Origin of the sequence: Rhodococcus sp. NPDC127593, from assembly GCF_042671975.1 — a bacterium.
In the GTDB taxonomy this organism is placed as follows: Bacteria; Actinomycetota; Actinomycetes; order Mycobacteriales; family Mycobacteriaceae; genus Rhodococcus_F.
In genome coordinates this window covers 98,256-115,779 of sequence record NZ_JBHXWI010000030.1, presented here as the reverse complement: position 1 = coordinate 115,779, position 17,524 = coordinate 98,256, and the positions used below count along the sequence as shown (strand labels likewise).

The window sequence follows — 17,524 nt, the reverse complement described above, 5'->3', positions numbered from 1 at the left end:
GTCCGGCAAACCACACGAGATGGAGGAGTAGCGATGCGTGAAGCCCGCCTGGTCGGTGATTCGGGTGCCCCCGTATGGGTGCCGGAGGAGGCCGACCGTAAGCGCAGCCGACTGCTCTCGGCGATGCAGCGGTGGGGTTTCGACGGCATCGACGAGCTGCACCGGGCATCGGTCGACGACCCGGAATGGTTCTGGCGTGCCGTGGTCGAAGACTTGGACATCACCTTCGACGCCCCGTTCAATCGGGTCCGAGACGACAGTGCGGGCAAACCCTTCCCGCGCTGGTTCGTCGGGGGCACCGTTAACGCTGCGACGCTGTGCGCGCACCGCCACGCCAGCGGCCCGATCGCCGGCAAGGAGGCCGTGGTCTACGAGGGCGACGGCGGCCAGCGGCGGTCCCTGACCTTTGCCGAGCTCGACGTGGAAGTGCGACGATTCGCCGCGAACCTGCTCCGGCTCGGGGTCGCGCGGGGAGGCCGGGTCGTCCTGTTCCTCCCGGTGGTGCCCGAGGCGGTGATCGCATACCTCGGGTGCGCCATGATCGGAGCCATCTCGGTCCCCGCCTTCACCGGCTACGGTGCCGACGCTCTCGCCACCCGTCTGCGCGACGCGAAAGCTGTCGTCCTGGTCACCGCCGACGGCACGACACGGCGCGGCAAGCGGGTCCCCCTCAAGCAGACCGCGGACGAGGCACTCGCATCGGCACCGTCTGTCCGGCATGTGGTTGTCGTGCGGCACCTCGCAGACGGCGTCGACATGCACAGTGGGCGTGATATCTACTGGGATCAACTCGACAGGGACCCCGAACCGGCCGCCACCGTCGCCGCCGACGCCAACGACCCGCTCACGATCATCTACACCTCCGGCACGACGGGTGCGCCGAAGGGCATCGTCCACTCTCATGCCGGCTTCGCAGTCAAGGCTGCCGTCGACTTCGCGTACGGCTTTGACATCCACGAGGACGACGTCATCGCCTGGATCGCCGACATGGGATGGATGCTGGGGCCGTTGCTGATCATGGGCGGCCTTCAGTTGGGTGCGACGATCGTGCTCACCGAGGGAGTGCCGGACTACCCGTCCTCGCGCCGATTGTGGAACATCGCCGAGCGTAACGGTGTCACCTTCCAAGGCATCGCCCCGACCGCCGCGCGCGCGGTGATGTCAAGTAGCGAAGGTGATTTCGGTGATCTCGGTTCGATCCGCGCTTTCGCGTCTACCGGCGAGGCATGGGACGAGCCGACGTGGCGGTGGTTGTTCGAGACGGTGGGCCAATCCCGGCGGCCGATCGTGAACTACAGCGGAGGCACCGAGACCGGTGGAGGAATCCTGGTCAGCTACCCGTTCCTGCCCATGGAACCGGCCTGCTTCAACGGTCCGTTGCCCGGCATGGATGTGGCCGTGCGCAACGCTGCCGGCGACCCCGTGACCGGTGAGGTGGGCGAGTTGACGGTGCACAACACCTGGCCAGGGATGACCCACGCCTTCTGGCATGACCGTGAGCGGTATCTGCAGACGTACTGGAAGCGCTGGGAGGGCATCTGGCTGCACGGCGATTTGGCCAGCGTCGACGCCCAGGGCAACTGGCGGATCCACGGCCGGTCTGATGACACCATCAAGGTGTCCGGGCGGCGAGTTGGTCCCGCCGAGATCGAAGCAGCGCTGCTCAAAGACCCTCGCATCGTGGAAGCCGCGGTGATCGGGGCGCCCGACGAACAGCGCGGCCAACGGGTGGTCGCGTTCGTCGTCGCCCGCCCCGGGGACCTCGATCTCGACGACCTGACACAGACGGCAGTGCACCATGTGGGCCGCTCGTTCGCGCCCACCCTGCACGTCGTGGCCACAGTGCCGAAAACCAAGAACGGCAAAGTGATGCGGCGTGCCATACGCGCCCGTCACCTCGGCGAATCGCAGGGTGACCTCTCCTCACTGGATCCGGCCACCCCCATCGAAGACATCCCCACCCATCAACAAGCAGGAGTGCAGGCATGACCGCAATCGCAACCGAGCAGAGCGATCTGGAACTGATTCGCCAGACGACTCGGGAACTGGCCCGCAAATTCGATCTCGAATACTGGCGGGAGAAGGACAAGAAGGGCGAATACCCCTGGGAGTTCGTCAAGGCGTTCGCCGACGGCGGTTGGCTCGGCGCGATGATCCCGGAAGAATACGGTGGGCTCGGGCTCGGGCTGACCGAATCGGCGATCATGCTCCACGAGGTGGCCGCCTCGGGTGCCGGCACAGCCGGCGCGTCGGCGATCCATTTCTACATCTTCCCGCCGGGCCCGATCCTACGCCACGGGTCGGAAGAGATGAAGCGCAAGTTCCTGCCGAAGATCGCCGCGGGTGAGCTGCTGATGGCGTTCGGTGTCACCGAACCGACCGCCGGCGTCGATACCTCCCGCATCACCACCAAGGCCACCAAGACCGACAACGGTTGGGTCGTCAACGGGCACAAGGTGTGGATCACCAACGCGCAGAACGCCCATAAGATCCTGCTGCTCACCCGCACCTCGCCACGGACCGAGGAGAACCCCCTCCACGGGATGACCCTGTTCTTCACCGATCTCAACCGCGAGCGGATCACCGTCCGCGAGATCGAGAAACTCGGCCGCTCGGCCGTCGACTCCAACGAACTGTTCATCGACAACCTCGAGGTCACCGCGGACGAGGTCGTCGGCGAGGTCGACAAGGGGTTCTACTACCTGCTCGACGGACTCAACCCCGAGCGCATCGTGGTCAGCATGGAGCAGGTGGGACTCGGTCGCGCCGCCCTGGAGATCGCGACCAAGTACGCCAATGATCGCGTTGTCTTCGACCGCCCGATCGGCAAGAACCAGGCTGTGGCTCACCCGCTGGCAGACTCCTGGATCCGTCTGCAGGCTGCCGAACTCACCGCGATGAACGCGGCCGCGCTCTTCGACTCGCATCAACAGTGCGGCGCGGAGGCCAACGCTGCCAAATTCCTCGGCAGCGAGGCGGGTTTCCAAGCATGCGACCGGGCGATGCAGACCCTCGGCGGCTACTCCTACGCGAAGGAATACCACGTCGAGCGGTTCTGGCGTGAGTCCCGGCTCCTCAAGGTGGCGCCGGTGTCGCAGGAGATGGTGCTCAACTACATTTCCACCAAGGTCCTCGGCCTGCCGAAGTCGTACTGATGAGCGCACCGAACCCCACCGTGGCGGCACGGCTGCTCGACAAACAGGTGGCCATCGTGACCGGAGGCGGTCAAGGCATCGGTCTCGCCATCGCGGAAGCGTTGACGGCCCACGGCGCGCGGGTCCTCGTTGCCGACATCGACGGGGACAAAGCCCGGGATGCGGTCGCCCCTCTGGTGGCCGCCGGTGCCGATATCGCAGCGCATCAGTGCGACGTCACCTCCGAGGCTGAGCAAACCGGGCTCGTCCAGGCGTGCCTCGACCGGTTCGGCCGGGTCGATGTCCTGGTCAACAATGCGGGTGTCACCCGCGACGGGTACATCTCGAAGCTGACTGAATCCGATTTCGATCTCGTCCTCGACGTGAGCCTGAAGGGGGCGTGGCTCGGGACGCGGGCGGTGGCCCCGCTCATGCGATCGCAGGGCAGCGGGTCCATCGTCAATGTCTCCTCGCTGTCGGGGAAGATCGGCAACCCTGGACAGACGAACTACAGCGCGGCCAAGGCCGGGCTGATCGGACTGACCAAGGCGTCGGCGAAGGAACTCGGCCCGGCCGGGGTGCGCGCCAACGCGATTCAGCCCGGGCTGGTGCGCACCGCGATGACGTTGGCGATGAAACCGGAGATCTTCGCAGCCAAGGAAGCGGAAGTGCCGCTGGGGCGGGCGGGTCTGCCCGAGGAGGTTGCCGGAGCGGTCATCTTCCTCGCGTCCCCGCTCGCGTCGTACGTCAACGGAGCCGTGCTCGAGGTGACCGGCGGCCGAGGTATCTGAGCCTGCCAGGCACCGATCAGCAGAAAGAAAGAAGGAAGACATGCGCGATGCAGTGATTTGCGAACCGCTACGCACTCCGGTCGGCCGGTACGGCGGCACGTTCAAGGAGATACCTGCTGCCGATCTCGCCGCTACCGTCCTGGCCGAACTGATCAGGCGAACCGGCATCGAGGGCTCGGACGTCGACGATGTCCTGTTCGGGCAGTGCTATCCGAACGGTGAGGCCCCGGCGATCGGGCGAGTCGCTGCGCTCGACGCCGGACTTCCGGTCACGGTGCCCGGGCTGCAGATCGACCGTCGCTGCGGCTCCGGTCTGCAGGCGGTGATCGATGCGGCCATGCGCGTGCAGACCGGAATCTGCGATCTGGTGATCGCCGGTGGCGCCGAAAGCATGAGCCAGGCCGAACACTACACACTGGGATTGCGGTTCGGGTTCCGTGGCGACTCCACCCCCCTGTCGGACCGCATCGGACGGGGACGCGTCACCGCCGGCGGCAGGCACCATCTGGTGCCGGGCGGCATGCTCGAAACCGCGGAGAACCTCCGCAAGGAGTACAGCATCAGCCGGCACGCCCAGGACCGCCTGGCCTTGTCCTCGCATCAGCGGGCCGTGGCTGCTCAGCAGGAGGGCCGTTTCGCCGACGAGATCGTCCCGGTCACCGTGTCCACCCGCAAGGGCGAGGTGACGGTCGGCACGGACGAGCATCCGCGGGCCGATGTATCTCTCGAGAGCCTGGCCGCGTTGAAACCGGTCCGACGGTCCGTCGATCCCGACGCGACCGTGACGGCCGGAAATGCCTCCGGGCAGAACGACGGCGCCGCGGCCTGCATCGTCACTACCCGCGAGCGGGCGGAGGAACTCGGGCTGCGTCCGCTGGCCCGACTGGTGACCTGGGCGGCGGCCGGGGTCGACCCGGCCCGAATGGGAATCGGGCCGGTGCCGTCGACGGAGACCGCGCTCGCTCGTGCCGGGCTCGAACTCAAGGACATGGACCTGATCGAGCTCAATGAGGCCTTCGCCGCCCAGGCGCTCGCCGTGACGGCGGCGTGGAAGCTCGGCGAAGACGACTTCGACCGGCTCAACGTCAACGGTTCGGGCATCTCGCTGGGCCACCCCGTCGGGGCGACCGGTGTACGGATCCTCGCCACGATGCTGCGGGAGCTCGAACGCCGCCAGGGCCGCTACGCACTCGAAACGATGTGCATCGGCGGCGGACAGGGACTGACTGCCATCTTCGAACGACCCTGAACAACAACCCGAAAACGCATGATCGGCAACCGATTTGCGAATGCTCAAGAGCTGTAGAGGAGGTGGATGTGACCGCAACGACGACGGACTGCCGCGAGGACGCGACAGCACCTGTAGTTGGCACGTCGAGGGGACCGCTCGCCGGGGTCCGGGTCGTCGTCCTGGCGGGAATGGGACCGGTGCCGGTCACGGCCATGATGCTCGCCGACATGGGCGCACGAGTGGTGCGCGTCGCGCGCCCCGCCCACCGACCGGCCAGGGCGCTGAACTCTACCGACGGCCTGCGGGAAAGGTGCGACCTGGTCAACCGCGGAGTCGAGACCGTGGCCGTGGACCTCAAGAGCGAGGACGGTGTCGAAACCGTATTGCGACTGGCAGCCGCGGCCGACATCTTTCTCGAAGGCTACCGGCCGGGGGTGGTCGAACGACTCGGACTCGGCCCGCACGTCGTCCTCGACCGGAACCCGGCGGTGGTGTATGCCCGGCTGACCGGGTACGGCCAAACCGGGCCGCTCGCACACACCGCCGGCCACGACATCAACTACGTTGCGCAGTCGGGAGTTCTGCACGCACTGGCGCGGTCCGGTGAAGCGCCGCGGCCACCGATGAACCTGCTCGGTGACTATGCCGGCGGCGCCGCTCTCGGCGCGTTCGGCATCGTGTGCGCGCTGTTCGAAGCCCGCATATCCGGGCAGGGGCAGGTTGTCGACGCCGCCATGGTCGACGGGGTCGCACTCCTGACCGCGAAGATCCAGGGTCTGCGCGCCGCTGGTCTCTTCTCGGACGAACCCGGCACCAACTGGATCGACTCCGGTGCCCCCTTCTACGACACCTACCGGTGCGTCGACGGTCGATACCTCGCGGTAGGCGCGCTCGAACCGGACTTCTACCGCGAGTTCGTCGCGCGCCTGGACGCCGACGTCTCCGAGTGGCCGGATCAGAATGATCGGGCGCGCTGGCCCCAACTGCGTGAACTGATCGCGACGCAGATCGGATCCAAGACCCAGGTGCAGTGGACCACGGTCTACCAGGGCACCGACGCCTGCGTCACCCCCGTGCTCACCTTCGACGAAGCGGCGGAACACCCGCACAACCTCGAACGCGGACTCTTTCAGCGCCTTGACGGAGCACTCCATCCCGCTCCCGCACCCCGGTTCAGCCGAACCCCCGCACGAGCTGTCAGCACACCGAACGAGGGGGCCGTCGACGTCGAGACCGTTCTCGAGTCATGGGATCCGAGATCCCCGGCACCCTCACCAGCCGATCCGCCCCACCAGGAAAGGACAATCTCATGATCGACAAGTACAAGGAGTTCACCAGCATCTCCTTCGAGAACAACCAGCCCGGAGTGTTGGAGGTGATTTTCGACGGCCCGAACCTCAACGCCGTCGACGAAACCACCCACAGCGACATCCCGCAAATCTGGTCGGTGATCGACCAGGACCCCGAGGTCCGGGCGGTCGTCGTCCGAGGCGCCGGCAAGGCCTTCTCCGCCGGCGGCAGTTTCGACCTCATCGACGCACAGATCAGGGACTACGACGTGCGGATGCGCGTGATGCGTGAGTCGCGTGACCTGTTCTACAACATCGTCAATTGCAACAAGCCGATCATCTCCGCCATCCACGGCCCGGCCGTCGGAGCCGGACTCGTCGTCGCCTTGATGGCCGACATCTCGATCGCTGCGAAGAACGCGCGCATCATCGACGGACACACCAGACTCGGGGTTGCCGCCGGCGACCATGCGTCGATGGTCTGGCCGCTGCTGTGCGGCATGGCGAAAGCGAAGTATCTGCTTCTGACGTGCCGGGAGATCTCCGGGGAGGACGCCGAGAAGGCGGGCCTGGTGTCCCTGTCCGTCGACCAGGCGGAACTGCTGGACACCGCCCGTGAGATCGCCGGCCAGATGAGCGCCGGCGCACAGGAAGCGATTCGCTGGACCAAGTACTCACTCAATCAGTGGTACCGCCAGCAGGGCCCGCTGTTCGACGCCGCGCTGGGCCTCGAGTTCCTGGGCTTCGGCGGCCCTGATGTCGTCGAGGGCGTCGCATCGCACCGTGAGCGCCGCGCGCCGTCGTTCCGGACGGAGACGTGGTCGTGAACACAGCCGTCGCAGATCTGCTCTTCAGGCCGCGTAATGTCGTCGTCTACGGGGCATCGTCGGACCCCGCCAAGTTGTCCGGGCGGCCGTTGGACTACCTGAAGAAATTCGGTTACTCCGGTGGGATCTACGCGATCAATCCACACCGCAATCAGGTCCAGGGCGTCCCGGCCTATGCGGACATCTCCGACATCGACGCAGTCATCGACCTGGCCATTATCGTCGTCCCGGCCGCATCAGTGGTGGAGGCGGTCGAGCGCTGCGCGACCGCCGGCGTCGGCACCGCGATCATCTTCGCCTCCGGGTTCGCCGAGATCGGTGACCCGGGAACGGCGATCCAGGACCGGATCACCGCGGTCGCCCGCAGCAGTGGAATGCGCGTGGTGGGCCCGAATTGTCTCGGTAGCTTCTCGGCAGGAAACTGTGCATACGCAACCTTCTCCACCGCGTTCGACGAGGAGGGCGAACGTCCCGATTCGGCGATCGCGCTCGTGTCCCAGAGCGGTGCGGTCGGCACCTTCACATACAGCACGATGAACTCGCTCGGACTCGGGGCACGGTACTTCGCCAACACCGGCAACGAGGCCGACGTGACGGTGGTCGAATTGCTCGCGGGCCTGGTCGACGCACCGGATGTGGACCTACTGCTCGGACACATCGAAGGAGTCAAGGACTTCGCCGCACTCGAGGAGCTGATGCGCTCGGCAGCCGACCACGGCAAACCTCTCGTCTTACTCAAGACCGGACGGACCCCGGCTGGTGCCCGTGCCGTCGCGGCACATACCGCGAGCCTCGCAGGCGACGACGATACATTCGAACAGGCTGTGACCACCTACGGCGCGGTACGGGTGCACAGCATGGAAGCGATGGCCGATGCCGCCCTCGCCTTCGCAGCCGGACGGACCGCAGCAGGGCGGCGGCTGACCGTCGTCACCCAGAGCGGCGGCGCAGGCGCCCTCGCGACAGACATCGCTGTCGAACTGGGCCTCGTCGTGGAACCGTGGGAGTCCGCGGACCGCGAACTGCTTGCTTCGCATCTGCCCTACTTCGGGTCTACGGCGAACCCAATCGATGCCACAGGGTCGTTGATCAACGACGTCGGAATCTTGACCCGAACCCTGCAGGTGGTCTGTGACAACGACGAGACGGACGCCGTGCTCGTGGTCCTCGGAAACTCCGACGCCGGAGCCGACGACATGGTCGAGGCTCTCCGACGTGCCTACTCTGCGACATCGAAACCCTTCTTCGTCGCGTGGACCGGCGGTAGTGGCCGACCACGTCGGCAACTGCTCGATGCCGGGATCCCGACCTACCCCGAACCGAGTCGTGCCGTCCGCGTACTCAGCTACCTCGTCGAACACAGCCTCCGTCGAGCGGTGGAGCCGGCTGCGGGATGAACGGTGAACTCGACGGTGGAAGTGCTCGAGCCACTGTTTCGGGGACGAAGGTCGACCCGCCGATGGTGTCGGTCGAGATCGTGGGCACGATGTGTGAATCCGGCGGAGGTGTCCTCCGCGCGGAGGACGAAAAAGGAGTTATGGCATGGGGCAGCGCGTAGCTGGCAAGGTGGCGGTCGTTGTGGGGGCAGGGCAGGTCGAGGGGCGGACCGTCGGCAACGGACGCGCCGCGGCACTGCTGCTGGCACGCGAGGGAGCGAAGGTGCTCGCCGTCGACAGGGACCTCACGTCGGCGAAGGAGACCGTTCGGCAGATCGTTGCCGACGGTGGCGAGGCGATCGCTGTGTGCGCGGATGTCACCCGCGAGCCGGACATCGCGGCAATGACGGCCACCTGCGTGCAGGAATGGGGGCGCATCGACATCCTTCACAACAACGTGGGTATCGGGGGAGTATCCGCCGGCGACGCGCCGGTCAGCGAGATCGATGCCGAGGCATTCACTCGAATTATTGCCATCAACCTGCAGGGCATGGCATTGACCTGCAAGCATGTCATTCCCGTGATGCGCGAGCACAGTAGCGGAGTGATCACGAACATCTCCTCCAATGCGGTGCTGATCAACTATCCGAACGTCGGCTACAAGACCTCCAAGGCGGGCGTGGTGGCACTCACCGAACACATCGCGATCACGGAGGCGAAGTACGGAATCAGAGCCAACACAATCCTTCCTGGGCTAATGGATACGCCGATGGCGATCGAACAGCGAGTCGGCAGAGGTGGCGCAACCCGAGAGCAGGTTGCCGCCGAGCGAAATGCGCGCGTGCCGTTACGTAATCGGCAGGGAACTGCCTGGGATGTTGCGCAGGCGGCGCTCTTTCTGGCTTCGGACGAGGCGGCTTTCATCACCGGTGCCTCGCTGGTCGTCGATGGTGGTCAAAGCCTGTTGGCGGGGTGAACGAAGGGGTTCAACCGTCGGAATTGTCTTGGCAACAAACCGCGATCACTGGTAGATCACCGTGTCGGGGTCGGTTGCGGGCCGCGGTCCTGGCGACCCAGGTTCCTGACATGAACGACCCGCCCGCGCTCGGCAAGAGTGGCGGCTTACTTCTGGTCGGTGCCGCGATTGCGGGCCAGCTGTCCGCCGTGTGCAGCTGCACGGGAATTGAAATCGTCACTGGGTGAAGGGGCGGCGTGGTCCTGCTCCGTTCGGGCGAATACCTCTGCGGCCGTAGCGTAATGCAGATTCTAAAGTTCGCGTTGGTCTCGACCCGAGGAGGGTTCCGGTATCTGTGGCCGACGGATAGTGGGAGGAGTCATACCTCTTGCCAAATGTGATCGATCATATATCATCGAGGTAGGCCACGGACCTTTGGCGATGCTGTGTATGACGAGCGGTGAATTCCGTCCGACTAGGTGGTATCCGAGCATCGACCTGGGGCGAGGAACGACATCCGCCGCTGGCAGACCGCCCATGCGTATGCGTCAAAGCATTGACAGACCCGTTTCCTACGCTCGGCATTGAACCAGCCCGGCCGCGGACCATATCATCGGAGATGAGGCACAAAGTGAGCACACCAGGACTAACCTCCCGAGCAGTGGAGCCAACCCGCACACGGCCCGGCAAGGTATTGGCCGCCTCGGTCGCGGCATCGTCGATCGAGTACTACGATTTCATGATTTACGGCACGGCGGCCTCGCTGATCTTCAACAGTCACTTCTTTCCGTCGATCAACCCCACGGCCGGTGTCCTCGCTTCGTTCGCGACGTTCGCTGTCGGGTTCGCCGCGCGCCCGGTCGGGGCAGCGGTGTTCGGCCACTTCGGAGACAAATTCGGCCGCAAACCGGCACTCCTCGGCGCCATGCTCCTGATGGCCATCGCCTCCACCCTCATCGGTGCCCTGCCGACCTACGCGACAATTGGTGTCGCGGCACCGATCGCCCTGACGGTTCTCCGGTGTGCCCAAGGCGCCGCAGTGGGTGGCCAGTGGGGCGGTGCAGCACTGATGGCTATCGAACACGCGCCGCCGAACCGTCGCGGCCTCTACGGTGCCGTCCCACAATTGGGTGTCCCGGTCGGAATGATCACCGGCACCCTGCTGTTCCTGGCACTCAACCAGGTCCTCGACGCCGAGCAGTTCTCCGCCTGGGGATGGCGGGTCCCGTTTCTGCTCAGCATCATGATGTTCCCCATCGCGTACTATATCCACCGATTCATCGAGGACACCCCCGCGTTCCAGAAAGCCGATGACACTCTGGCGGCGCGGTCGCACACGGTCAAGCGTTCCTCGGTCTTCGAGGTGCTGCGGCGCCCGCGGCAGCTTCTCCTAGCAGCCGGCACCTTCGTACCCGCCACCATCGCCTTCTACGTCATCAACACGGGAATGCTCGACTACGGCACCCGCGACCTCGGAATGAGCAAGAGCACACTGCTCACCGCGGTGTTGATCTCCATGGTCGGGTGGACGGTCGGTACGCTCGGATTCGCCTGGCTGTCAGACATCGTCGGGCGGCGTCCGGTCTTCGCCGGTGGTGCGATCTTCACCGGTATCTGGGCATTTGCAATCTTTCCGCTGGTGCAGACCCGCAGCTTCGCGCTGGTCGTTCTGGCAGCGCTGGTCGGGCTGCTTGCCGTCGGTGCCATGCAAGGACCGGTCGTCGCTCTCTTCGCCGAGATGTTCCCGCCGAGCGTGCGGTATGCCGGTGCGTCCATGGGAACCCAGGGCGCCAATATCATCGGAGGCGGTCTCGCCCCCCTGATCATGGTCGCGCTCCTCGAAACCACACACACCACCATCTCGGTGTCCGTCTATGTGGCGTCGGCCGCCGCGCTCAGCCTGATCCCGCTGGCGATGATCGGCCGAGCGCCCCAGCACGCGAATTGACTCGGCCACCGAGGAGGTGGGCCCTGGCGCGGCGTGCCTCGGTAACACCGGGCCGATCGGAAACCTGACAAAGGTCTGTTGATCGGGGGCTGACGTTTCTACGATGTGAGCGCGGATCGCAGCACAGCAACGACAGAATGTTGCCCAACGCCCGAGGAGTGATGGCATGAACGACAGAGAAATACCGGCGCCCGCGCTGCAACGCATCCTTGACCGTCAAGACATTTACGACGTGTTGTGTCGGTACGCCCGAGGGGTCGACCGCGGGGACTGGGAACTCGTCCGCTCGACCTACCATCCCGACGCCCACGACGATCACGTGGAGTACCAGGGAAACATTGACGGACTGATCGAGTGGCTGGACGCCCGGTTCGCCGGCGTCGACAACTCGATGCACTTCCTGGGCAACAGTCTCGTCGAGCAAACCGCGGCAGACTACGCCTCGGCGGAGACCTACTTCGTCAGCTCTCGCCTGATTCCTCCCACCGGCGACGCGGCGGTCCGCACGTCGCCGGGTGACGCCCTCTGCCGACAAGCCTGGGGTCGCTATCTGGACAGGTTCGAACGTCGTGACGGTGCGTGGCGGATCGCGAACCGGCGAGTCGTCGTCGACGCGCGCTTCACGTCGGTGGCGATCAACGGAATCCGAACGGACGGTACGTACTGGGGACTGCGCAACGCCGGGGATCCGCTCTACGCGGAACACGCCACTTTGCCCGGACGGGCCTGACCGCTACCCGGAGGAGCGACGGTCGGTCGGATCTGCGCGGGCCGCGACAGGAGCCGGCGGTAACGCTGCCGTGCCCGGTCGCGGCGCGATCCGTCGACGGTCGATACGCAGTCCGCGGCTATTCGATCCGGGCACGAGGGGGCAGGCGGCCCCCATGTCAGGAGCCGGCCGTCGGCACTCTCGCGCTCTCAAACGCCCCCCTCCTCGCGCAACGTACCTGTCTCGTCCGATGCGTGGAAATCCCGTCCACCGAACAGGTTTGCGCCACAGGCGCAGTTGGCAATCGGACGCTTTCGATACACAAGTAAGCGCCGACAAATCCCACGGTGCCACCCCCGCACACCTCGATGTCGACCTGCACCAGCCAACCAGGCTATGACAGTGCGCCTGCGTGATGCCAGGTGCTCGAGGTGGAATCCTGGGTGGGCAGGAGTTCTCCCGCATTCCTCGGGCGATCCCCGCTCGTCGTCGAGATCGTCCGTCGAATCAATCGTGGTCTGCGCCATTGCGGAATCCAGCAGGAGCCGTGGATGGCAGCGGAGGAAAGCTCAATCGTCTCGCAATCACCTTGAAGGTGAAAGGGTTTCACTCCAGTGCGTATTCGCACCGACCGGGACAAGTGAAGTCGTGACCGGCGACAGTGTGGGCATTCTTGACCCTTTCTCGAGCGCAAACAAAAACGACTCATCTTCGGTAAAGCCTTGCCCGACTCCTGTGACGCAGCATATATTATCGACTATCAGTGATCGAGTTCACGCAGAGGAGTTCCGCATGAGCGGACAATCAACAGCGCCATTTCCGTTGCAGCGTCACCGAAGGGAACTGGGCCGGCAGGGCCCGTGGATCGCGCTGACCGCACTGGTCGCAGTCCTGGTGCTCATCCCCATCGTTCCACTGCAGGGCAAGGCGTTCGCAGATGGCGGTGCCGGCCTGAAAGAGCTCGGGGGAATGCGAGGTCTGGGATCGGTACTGGTCAATACGCTGTATCTCGGTGTCGGAGCGACGGTCGTCGGTCTGGTGCTCGGCACGGGGCTGGCGTTATCCGTCCATTCGCTGCCGCCGAGGCTTCGCAGTGCCCTTTCGTTCGCCCCGGTGCTGCCGATCATCATCCCCGCGGTCGCGCACGTCGTCGGGTTCGTGTTCCTCTTCTCACCCGAGAACGGGTATGCCAACACACTGCTCAGAGCGACCCCATTTTTCGGTGACGATTCGTCCGGTCCGATCAACGTCTACACCCCGTTCTGGATCATCGTCTACACCGGCATCCACCTCTCCGCGTTCGTGTACCTCTTCGTCTACAGCGGACTTCAGGGGCTGGGCGAGGACTATGGTCTCGCTGCCCAAGCGAACGGCGCCGGCGGTCTCCGAATCCTGCGAACGGTCACCCTGCCGATGCTGCGGCCGGTTTTCGTCTACTCGGGGATGGTCGTGTTCCTGCTGGCACTCGGCCAGTTCACCGGACCACTGATCCTGGGCCGGCGGGAAGGGCTCGACGTCCTGACCACCAGAATGTTCGTGCTTACGACCGAGTATCCGATCCACTTCGCGCTCGTCGCGTCGCTGGGCACCCCGCTGCTGGTCCTCGCGTTCTTCCTGATGTTCGTCCAGCGACGACTGCTCGGCGACCAGAAGCGCTACGTGGGCCGAGGCGCGATGAGCATGGCGAAAGCACCCACCCGCCGCTGGACCACCGCAGCGGCGACCGCGTTCATCGCTGCCTTCGTCGCGATCTCGGCGATACTGCCGCTGCTCGCACTGGCCTTCGTGGCGCTGTCCCCGTACTGGTCCGGGAAACTGAGCGGAGAGCACTTCACCACCGCCCACTTCGTCCGGGCGCTCTCCGACGCCCGGGTGCGGGAGTCGATCACCACCAGCCTCACCGTGACCCTCGCCGGCGTGATTCTGGCGATGCCGCTCGGCCTCCTCGTCGCCCTCGCGGTCACGAACAAGGACCGCATCTGGCGGCCGGTCACGCTCGTGCTGGACGTGGCGGCAGCGCTACCACTCGCCGTACCTGCAGCCCTGATCGGATTCGGCTTCCTGTTCGCGTTCTCCTCGGCGAACACCGGACTGTACGGAACGAAAACCGCCCTGTTGATCGCCTATGTGGCGATCATGCTGCCGTATGCCGTCCGATACCAGTTGACGACCTTGATCGCGCTCGGCCCGCAGACCATGGAGTCATCCCGGGTCAGCGGCGCCGGACCGCTGCGGACCTTCACCCGAATCATCTTTCCGTTGTCCCGGGGAGGAATGGCCGCGTCGGCAGCAGTGATGTTCGTTCTGCTCATCCACGAGTTCGGTGTCTCGTTGCTGCTCCGGTCACCGGAAAGCACCGTGATGTCGGTGGTGCTGTACGAGGAGTTCAGCACCGGGTCCTACCCGCGAGTGGCTGTCGTGGCCCTCATCATGACTGTCATCACCGCAGGCGGCGTCGTAGCGGCACTTGCCTTCGGCGGAACCAAAGCTATGGAGCGACTGTGAACGAATCCACATTGACCACCGAAAAGACCGCACCCGCGCGCAAGCACTCGGCTCCGACCGTCGAGGTGCGCGTTTCCGGGTTGAGCAAGGGTTTCCAACGGCGACGCGAGAACGTCCGCGTTCTGAAAGAGGTCAACCTCGAAGTCCGGAAGGGCGAGTTGCTCGTCCTCCTCGGCCCCAGCGGATGCGGCAAGACCACCTTGCTTCGATGCCTGGTCGGCCTGGAACGACCGGGCGAGGGACAGATCGAACTGGGCGGCGACCTGGTCGCCGATCCGGCGAAGGGAATCTTCACACCCCCGAACCGACGCAACGTAGGTATGGTGTTCCAGAACTACGCCCTCTGGCCCCACATGAAGGTCTCGCAGAATGTGGCCTACCCGCTGAAGGCGCGAAAGCTCAAAAGCGCACTCGCGGGTGGCAGGGTCGAGGAGGTACTCGACATCGTGCAGTGCGGCCACCTGGCTGACCGCTACCCGCCCGAACTCAGCGGTGGTCAGCAACAGCGCGTATCGCTGGCTCGTGCGCTCGCCCCACAGCCGGCCGTTCTCCTGTTCGACGAGCCCCTCAGTAACCTCGACGCGCTCCTTCGTCTCGACATGCGAGCGCAACTCCGGCGGCTGCACAGATCCTTGGGCTTCACCGGCGTGTACGTCACCCACGACCAGGAGGAAGCGCTGTCTCTCGGCACCCGGGTGGCCGTGATGAACGACGGGCGCATCGAACAGATCGGTGCACCACAGGAGGTCTACCGCAATCCGGCAAGCGAGCGGGTTGCAGATTTCCTCGGAGCCAGGAACTCGATTCCGATGGTCGTCGACCGATCGGGGGCCTCCATGGCGGGGCGCCGCATCCCCGATTCCGCTGCTCCGTCGCTGGCGGGGGAGTACATCATGCGGATTCGGCCCGGTCATGTGCAACTGCGGAGACCGAGCGAACACGGGCATGACGAGGGCACGACCTGGTTGATCGGCGGCACGGTCGTGGAGATCCTTCCCGGCGCCGACCGAACCGAGTACATCGTCGAACTCGGTGACAGCGTGCTGTACGTCGAGATCCCCGTCAGCGGAACCGGTTTCCACATTGGAAGCGCTGTCGACGTGGGACTTCCGCACGCATCGACTCATTGCTACGGCGAGGACGGGGCATTGGTACCGACCGAGCACGTGCGGGTCGGAGTCGCGTGATGGCGCACAGAACAGGTGCGCTCCGGTCGTCGAGGCGACGATGCACCTACAGCGGAGAGATGAACAACCAGCCTTCCACATCGAACGCGGGTGTCACCGCGAAACGATGGATCCGGCGGGTCGCCGGGGCCACTGCCATCGTGCTTGCGACTGTAGGCCTCGCAGCGTGCCGAACCGACAACCCCACGGCCTCGTCCGAAGCCCAATCGTGGGATTCGGTCATGGACAGCGCTGCGGACGAGGGTGTCGTGAACTTCTATTCTGTCGCTCCCGAACTGCAGAACGTGCGATTGGTTGAGGCGTTCAACAGTGAATATCCGGACATCAAAGTGCGGGTCCTCAGGGGTGGTGGTGAACTACCGTCCAGAGTCTCGGCGGAAATTCAGTCCGGATCGAAGGGAGCCGACGTCTTCCTGTTCAGCGATCCGAATTGGTTCACCAAGAATGCCGATCATCTAATGGCGCTGAAAGGACCCGAGGCGGAATGCTGGCCGGCGCAAGCGTGGAGGGTGAAGGACAAGGCAGTCGTCCCGTCGGCGTATCCGTTCGGGATGATCGTATGGAACACCGACCTCTTTCCTGACGGGTTTCACAGCTGGGACGATCTACTGGATCCATCGGTCAAGGGGAAATTTGGTACCCGATCTGACGTAACTCCCTCCTACGCCGGGTATCTCGACTTTCTGGAGAGGACCATGGGACCTGCGTACCTTCCCGCGCTGGGGGCGCAAGATCCCAAGTTCTACCCCTCGGTCGTACCGATGACTCAGGCCGTTGCCTCCGGCGAGATCGGCGTCGCGAACACGACAACGCCGTCGATCGTGAAGGATCTCCAAGAGATGGGCGCGCCGGTCGATGCCGTTGTTCCTCCGCACACCTATGCAATCGAGTGGGGTGCAGCTGCAATCGACGGCTCTGAGCACTCAAACGCCGCCCGGGTATTCATGGACTTCATGATGTCGCAGCGCGGCCAGCAGGCTCTCAACGGCGACGGCCTCGGAATCTCCGGGCGCACCGACATTCCCGGTGTCATCCCGCAGGCGGGTATGGAGATGCTTGAATCCGAGAAGTACCCCGCCGAGGTGCTCGCGGAATGGAGCCGGAAGGTCGACGAATACCTGTCCTGAGCGGGTGCACGATCGAACGGCGCTCATTGGGAAAGTGAATGACCTCCGTCATCGGTCATGGTTTTGGTGCAGACCTTTCGACCCCTTCCTGGATCCGGTCTCGCCGGCAAAATGAGTTGTACAGCCACCATTTTGGAGGCAACCGAACTCGATGAGATTGGCGCGGGGAATTAGTGATCGGGTTGCAGGCTGATTGTCGGACAGGAAATGTTTCTAACGGCATCGGTCGTCCGCAGGCCATCCGAAATCAGAGGAAGCGCCCGAAAGCATCTCTGACCGGACACATGCGACGGGACGTTTCGTCCTCCTGGACGTCGAAAAACTTCCGGATCAGGAGGGGCGGCTTTGTCAGTAGCTTGGGGAACCGACCTGAGTCCGAGGCTCGCGGCCGCGAGCAGGAAGGTTCGCTTGCTGATCGGCTCCCGCGGCGGTCCCGAAGAGGCGG

Annotated in this window: 13 protein-coding genes; all 13 read left to right on the top strand. The window is 64.8% G+C overall.

Annotated elements, in window-relative coordinates; genetic code table 11:
- Window positions 1-33: 33 nt before the first annotated feature.
- The 13 genes from ACFVJ3_RS26975 to ACFVJ3_RS26915 all read left to right on the top strand — a co-directional run bounded on the left by ACFVJ3_RS26975 (window position 34) and on the right by ACFVJ3_RS26915 (window position 17,079).
- Complete coding sequence (locus ACFVJ3_RS26975) at window positions 34-1,989, top strand: AMP-binding protein (protein ID WP_378454968.1); 1,956 nt, start codon at window positions 34-36, stop codon at window positions 1,987-1,989.
- Complete coding sequence (locus tag ACFVJ3_RS26970; RefSeq protein ID WP_378454967.1) at window positions 1,986-3,155, top strand: acyl-CoA dehydrogenase family protein; 1,170 nt, start codon at window positions 1,986-1,988, stop codon at window positions 3,153-3,155. Before ACFVJ3_RS26975 ends, ACFVJ3_RS26970 begins: the two co-directional genes overlap by 4 nt.
- Window positions 3,155-3,925 (top strand): 3-oxoacyl-ACP reductase FabG, encoded by a 771-nt coding sequence (gene fabG, locus ACFVJ3_RS26965; RefSeq protein ID WP_378454966.1) that lies wholly within the window; start codon window positions 3,155-3,157, stop codon window positions 3,923-3,925. The genes ACFVJ3_RS26970 and fabG overlap by 1 nt, the downstream gene beginning before the upstream one ends.
- Window positions 3,926-3,965: 40 nt before the next feature.
- A complete protein-coding gene (locus ACFVJ3_RS26960; RefSeq protein WP_378454965.1) occupies window positions 3,966-5,174 on the top strand; it encodes an acetyl-CoA C-acetyltransferase in 1,209 nt (402 codons plus the stop codon).
- Between the two features lie 68 nt (window positions 5,175-5,242).
- A complete protein-coding gene (locus tag ACFVJ3_RS26955) occupies window positions 5,243-6,469 on the top strand; it encodes a CaiB/BaiF CoA transferase family protein (protein ID WP_378454964.1) in 1,227 nt (408 codons plus the stop codon).
- Window positions 6,466-7,272, top strand: a complete 807-nt coding sequence (locus ACFVJ3_RS26950) for an enoyl-CoA hydratase/isomerase family protein (protein ID WP_378454963.1) — start codon at window positions 6,466-6,468, stop codon at window positions 7,270-7,272. The genes ACFVJ3_RS26955 and ACFVJ3_RS26950 overlap by 4 nt, the downstream gene beginning before the upstream one ends.
- Window positions 7,269-8,669: an acetate--CoA ligase family protein gene (locus ACFVJ3_RS26945; RefSeq protein WP_378454962.1), complete on the top strand. Its 1,401-nt coding sequence runs from the start codon at window positions 7,269-7,271 to the stop codon at window positions 8,667-8,669. The genes ACFVJ3_RS26950 and ACFVJ3_RS26945 overlap by 4 nt, the downstream gene beginning before the upstream one ends.
- Before the next feature lie 145 nt (window positions 8,670-8,814).
- Window positions 8,815-9,624 (top strand): SDR family NAD(P)-dependent oxidoreductase, encoded by an 810-nt coding sequence (locus ACFVJ3_RS26940; RefSeq protein ID WP_378454961.1) that lies wholly within the window; start codon window positions 8,815-8,817, stop codon window positions 9,622-9,624.
- A 640-nt stretch (window positions 9,625-10,264) separates the two neighbouring features.
- Complete coding sequence (locus tag ACFVJ3_RS26935; RefSeq protein ID WP_378454960.1) at window positions 10,265-11,551, top strand: MFS transporter; 1,287 nt, start codon at window positions 10,265-10,267, stop codon at window positions 11,549-11,551.
- Window positions 11,552-11,717: 166 nt separating this feature from the next.
- A complete protein-coding gene (locus tag ACFVJ3_RS26930) occupies window positions 11,718-12,281 on the top strand; it encodes a nuclear transport factor 2 family protein (protein WP_378454959.1) in 564 nt (187 codons plus the stop codon).
- Between the two features lie 771 nt (window positions 12,282-13,052).
- Entirely contained in the window at window positions 13,053-14,765 is a 1,713-nt protein-coding gene (locus tag ACFVJ3_RS26925; RefSeq protein WP_378454958.1) for an ABC transporter permease, read from the top strand.
- Entirely contained in the window at window positions 14,762-15,952 is a 1,191-nt protein-coding gene (locus ACFVJ3_RS26920) for an ABC transporter ATP-binding protein (RefSeq protein ID WP_378454957.1), read from the top strand. The genes ACFVJ3_RS26925 and ACFVJ3_RS26920 overlap by 4 nt, the downstream gene beginning before the upstream one ends.
- A 59-nt stretch (window positions 15,953-16,011) precedes the next feature.
- Window positions 16,012-17,079 (top strand): ABC transporter substrate-binding protein, encoded by a 1,068-nt coding sequence (locus ACFVJ3_RS26915; RefSeq protein ID WP_378454956.1) that lies wholly within the window; start codon window positions 16,012-16,014, stop codon window positions 17,077-17,079.
- Window positions 17,080-17,524: the final 445 nt, after the last annotated feature.

Bases quoted from the DNA above. Each gene is read 5' to 3' on its own strand.
- ACFVJ3_RS26975 (WP_378454968.1), top strand. From the start codon at position 34: ATGCGTGAAGCCCGCCTGGTCGGTGATTCGGGTGCCCCCGTATGGGTG.
- ACFVJ3_RS26970 (WP_378454967.1), top strand. From the start codon at position 1,986: ATGACCGCAATCGCAACCGAGCAGAGCGATCTGGAACTGATTCGCCAG.
- fabG (WP_378454966.1), top strand. From the start codon at position 3,155: ATGAGCGCACCGAACCCCACCGTGGCGGCACGGCTGCTCGACAAACAG.
- ACFVJ3_RS26960 (WP_378454965.1), top strand. From the start codon at position 3,966: ATGCGCGATGCAGTGATTTGCGAACCGCTACGCACTCCGGTCGGCCGG.
- ACFVJ3_RS26950 (WP_378454963.1), top strand. From the start codon at position 6,466: ATGATCGACAAGTACAAGGAGTTCACCAGCATCTCCTTCGAGAACAAC.
- ACFVJ3_RS26940 (WP_378454961.1), top strand. From the start codon at position 8,815: ATGGGGCAGCGCGTAGCTGGCAAGGTGGCGGTCGTTGTGGGGGCAGGG.
- ACFVJ3_RS26930 (WP_378454959.1), top strand. From the start codon at position 11,718: ATGAACGACAGAGAAATACCGGCGCCCGCGCTGCAACGCATCCTTGAC.
- ACFVJ3_RS26925 (WP_378454958.1), top strand. From the start codon at position 13,053: ATGAGCGGACAATCAACAGCGCCATTTCCGTTGCAGCGTCACCGAAGG.
- ACFVJ3_RS26915 (WP_378454956.1), top strand. From the start codon at position 16,012: ATGAACAACCAGCCTTCCACATCGAACGCGGGTGTCACCGCGAAACGA.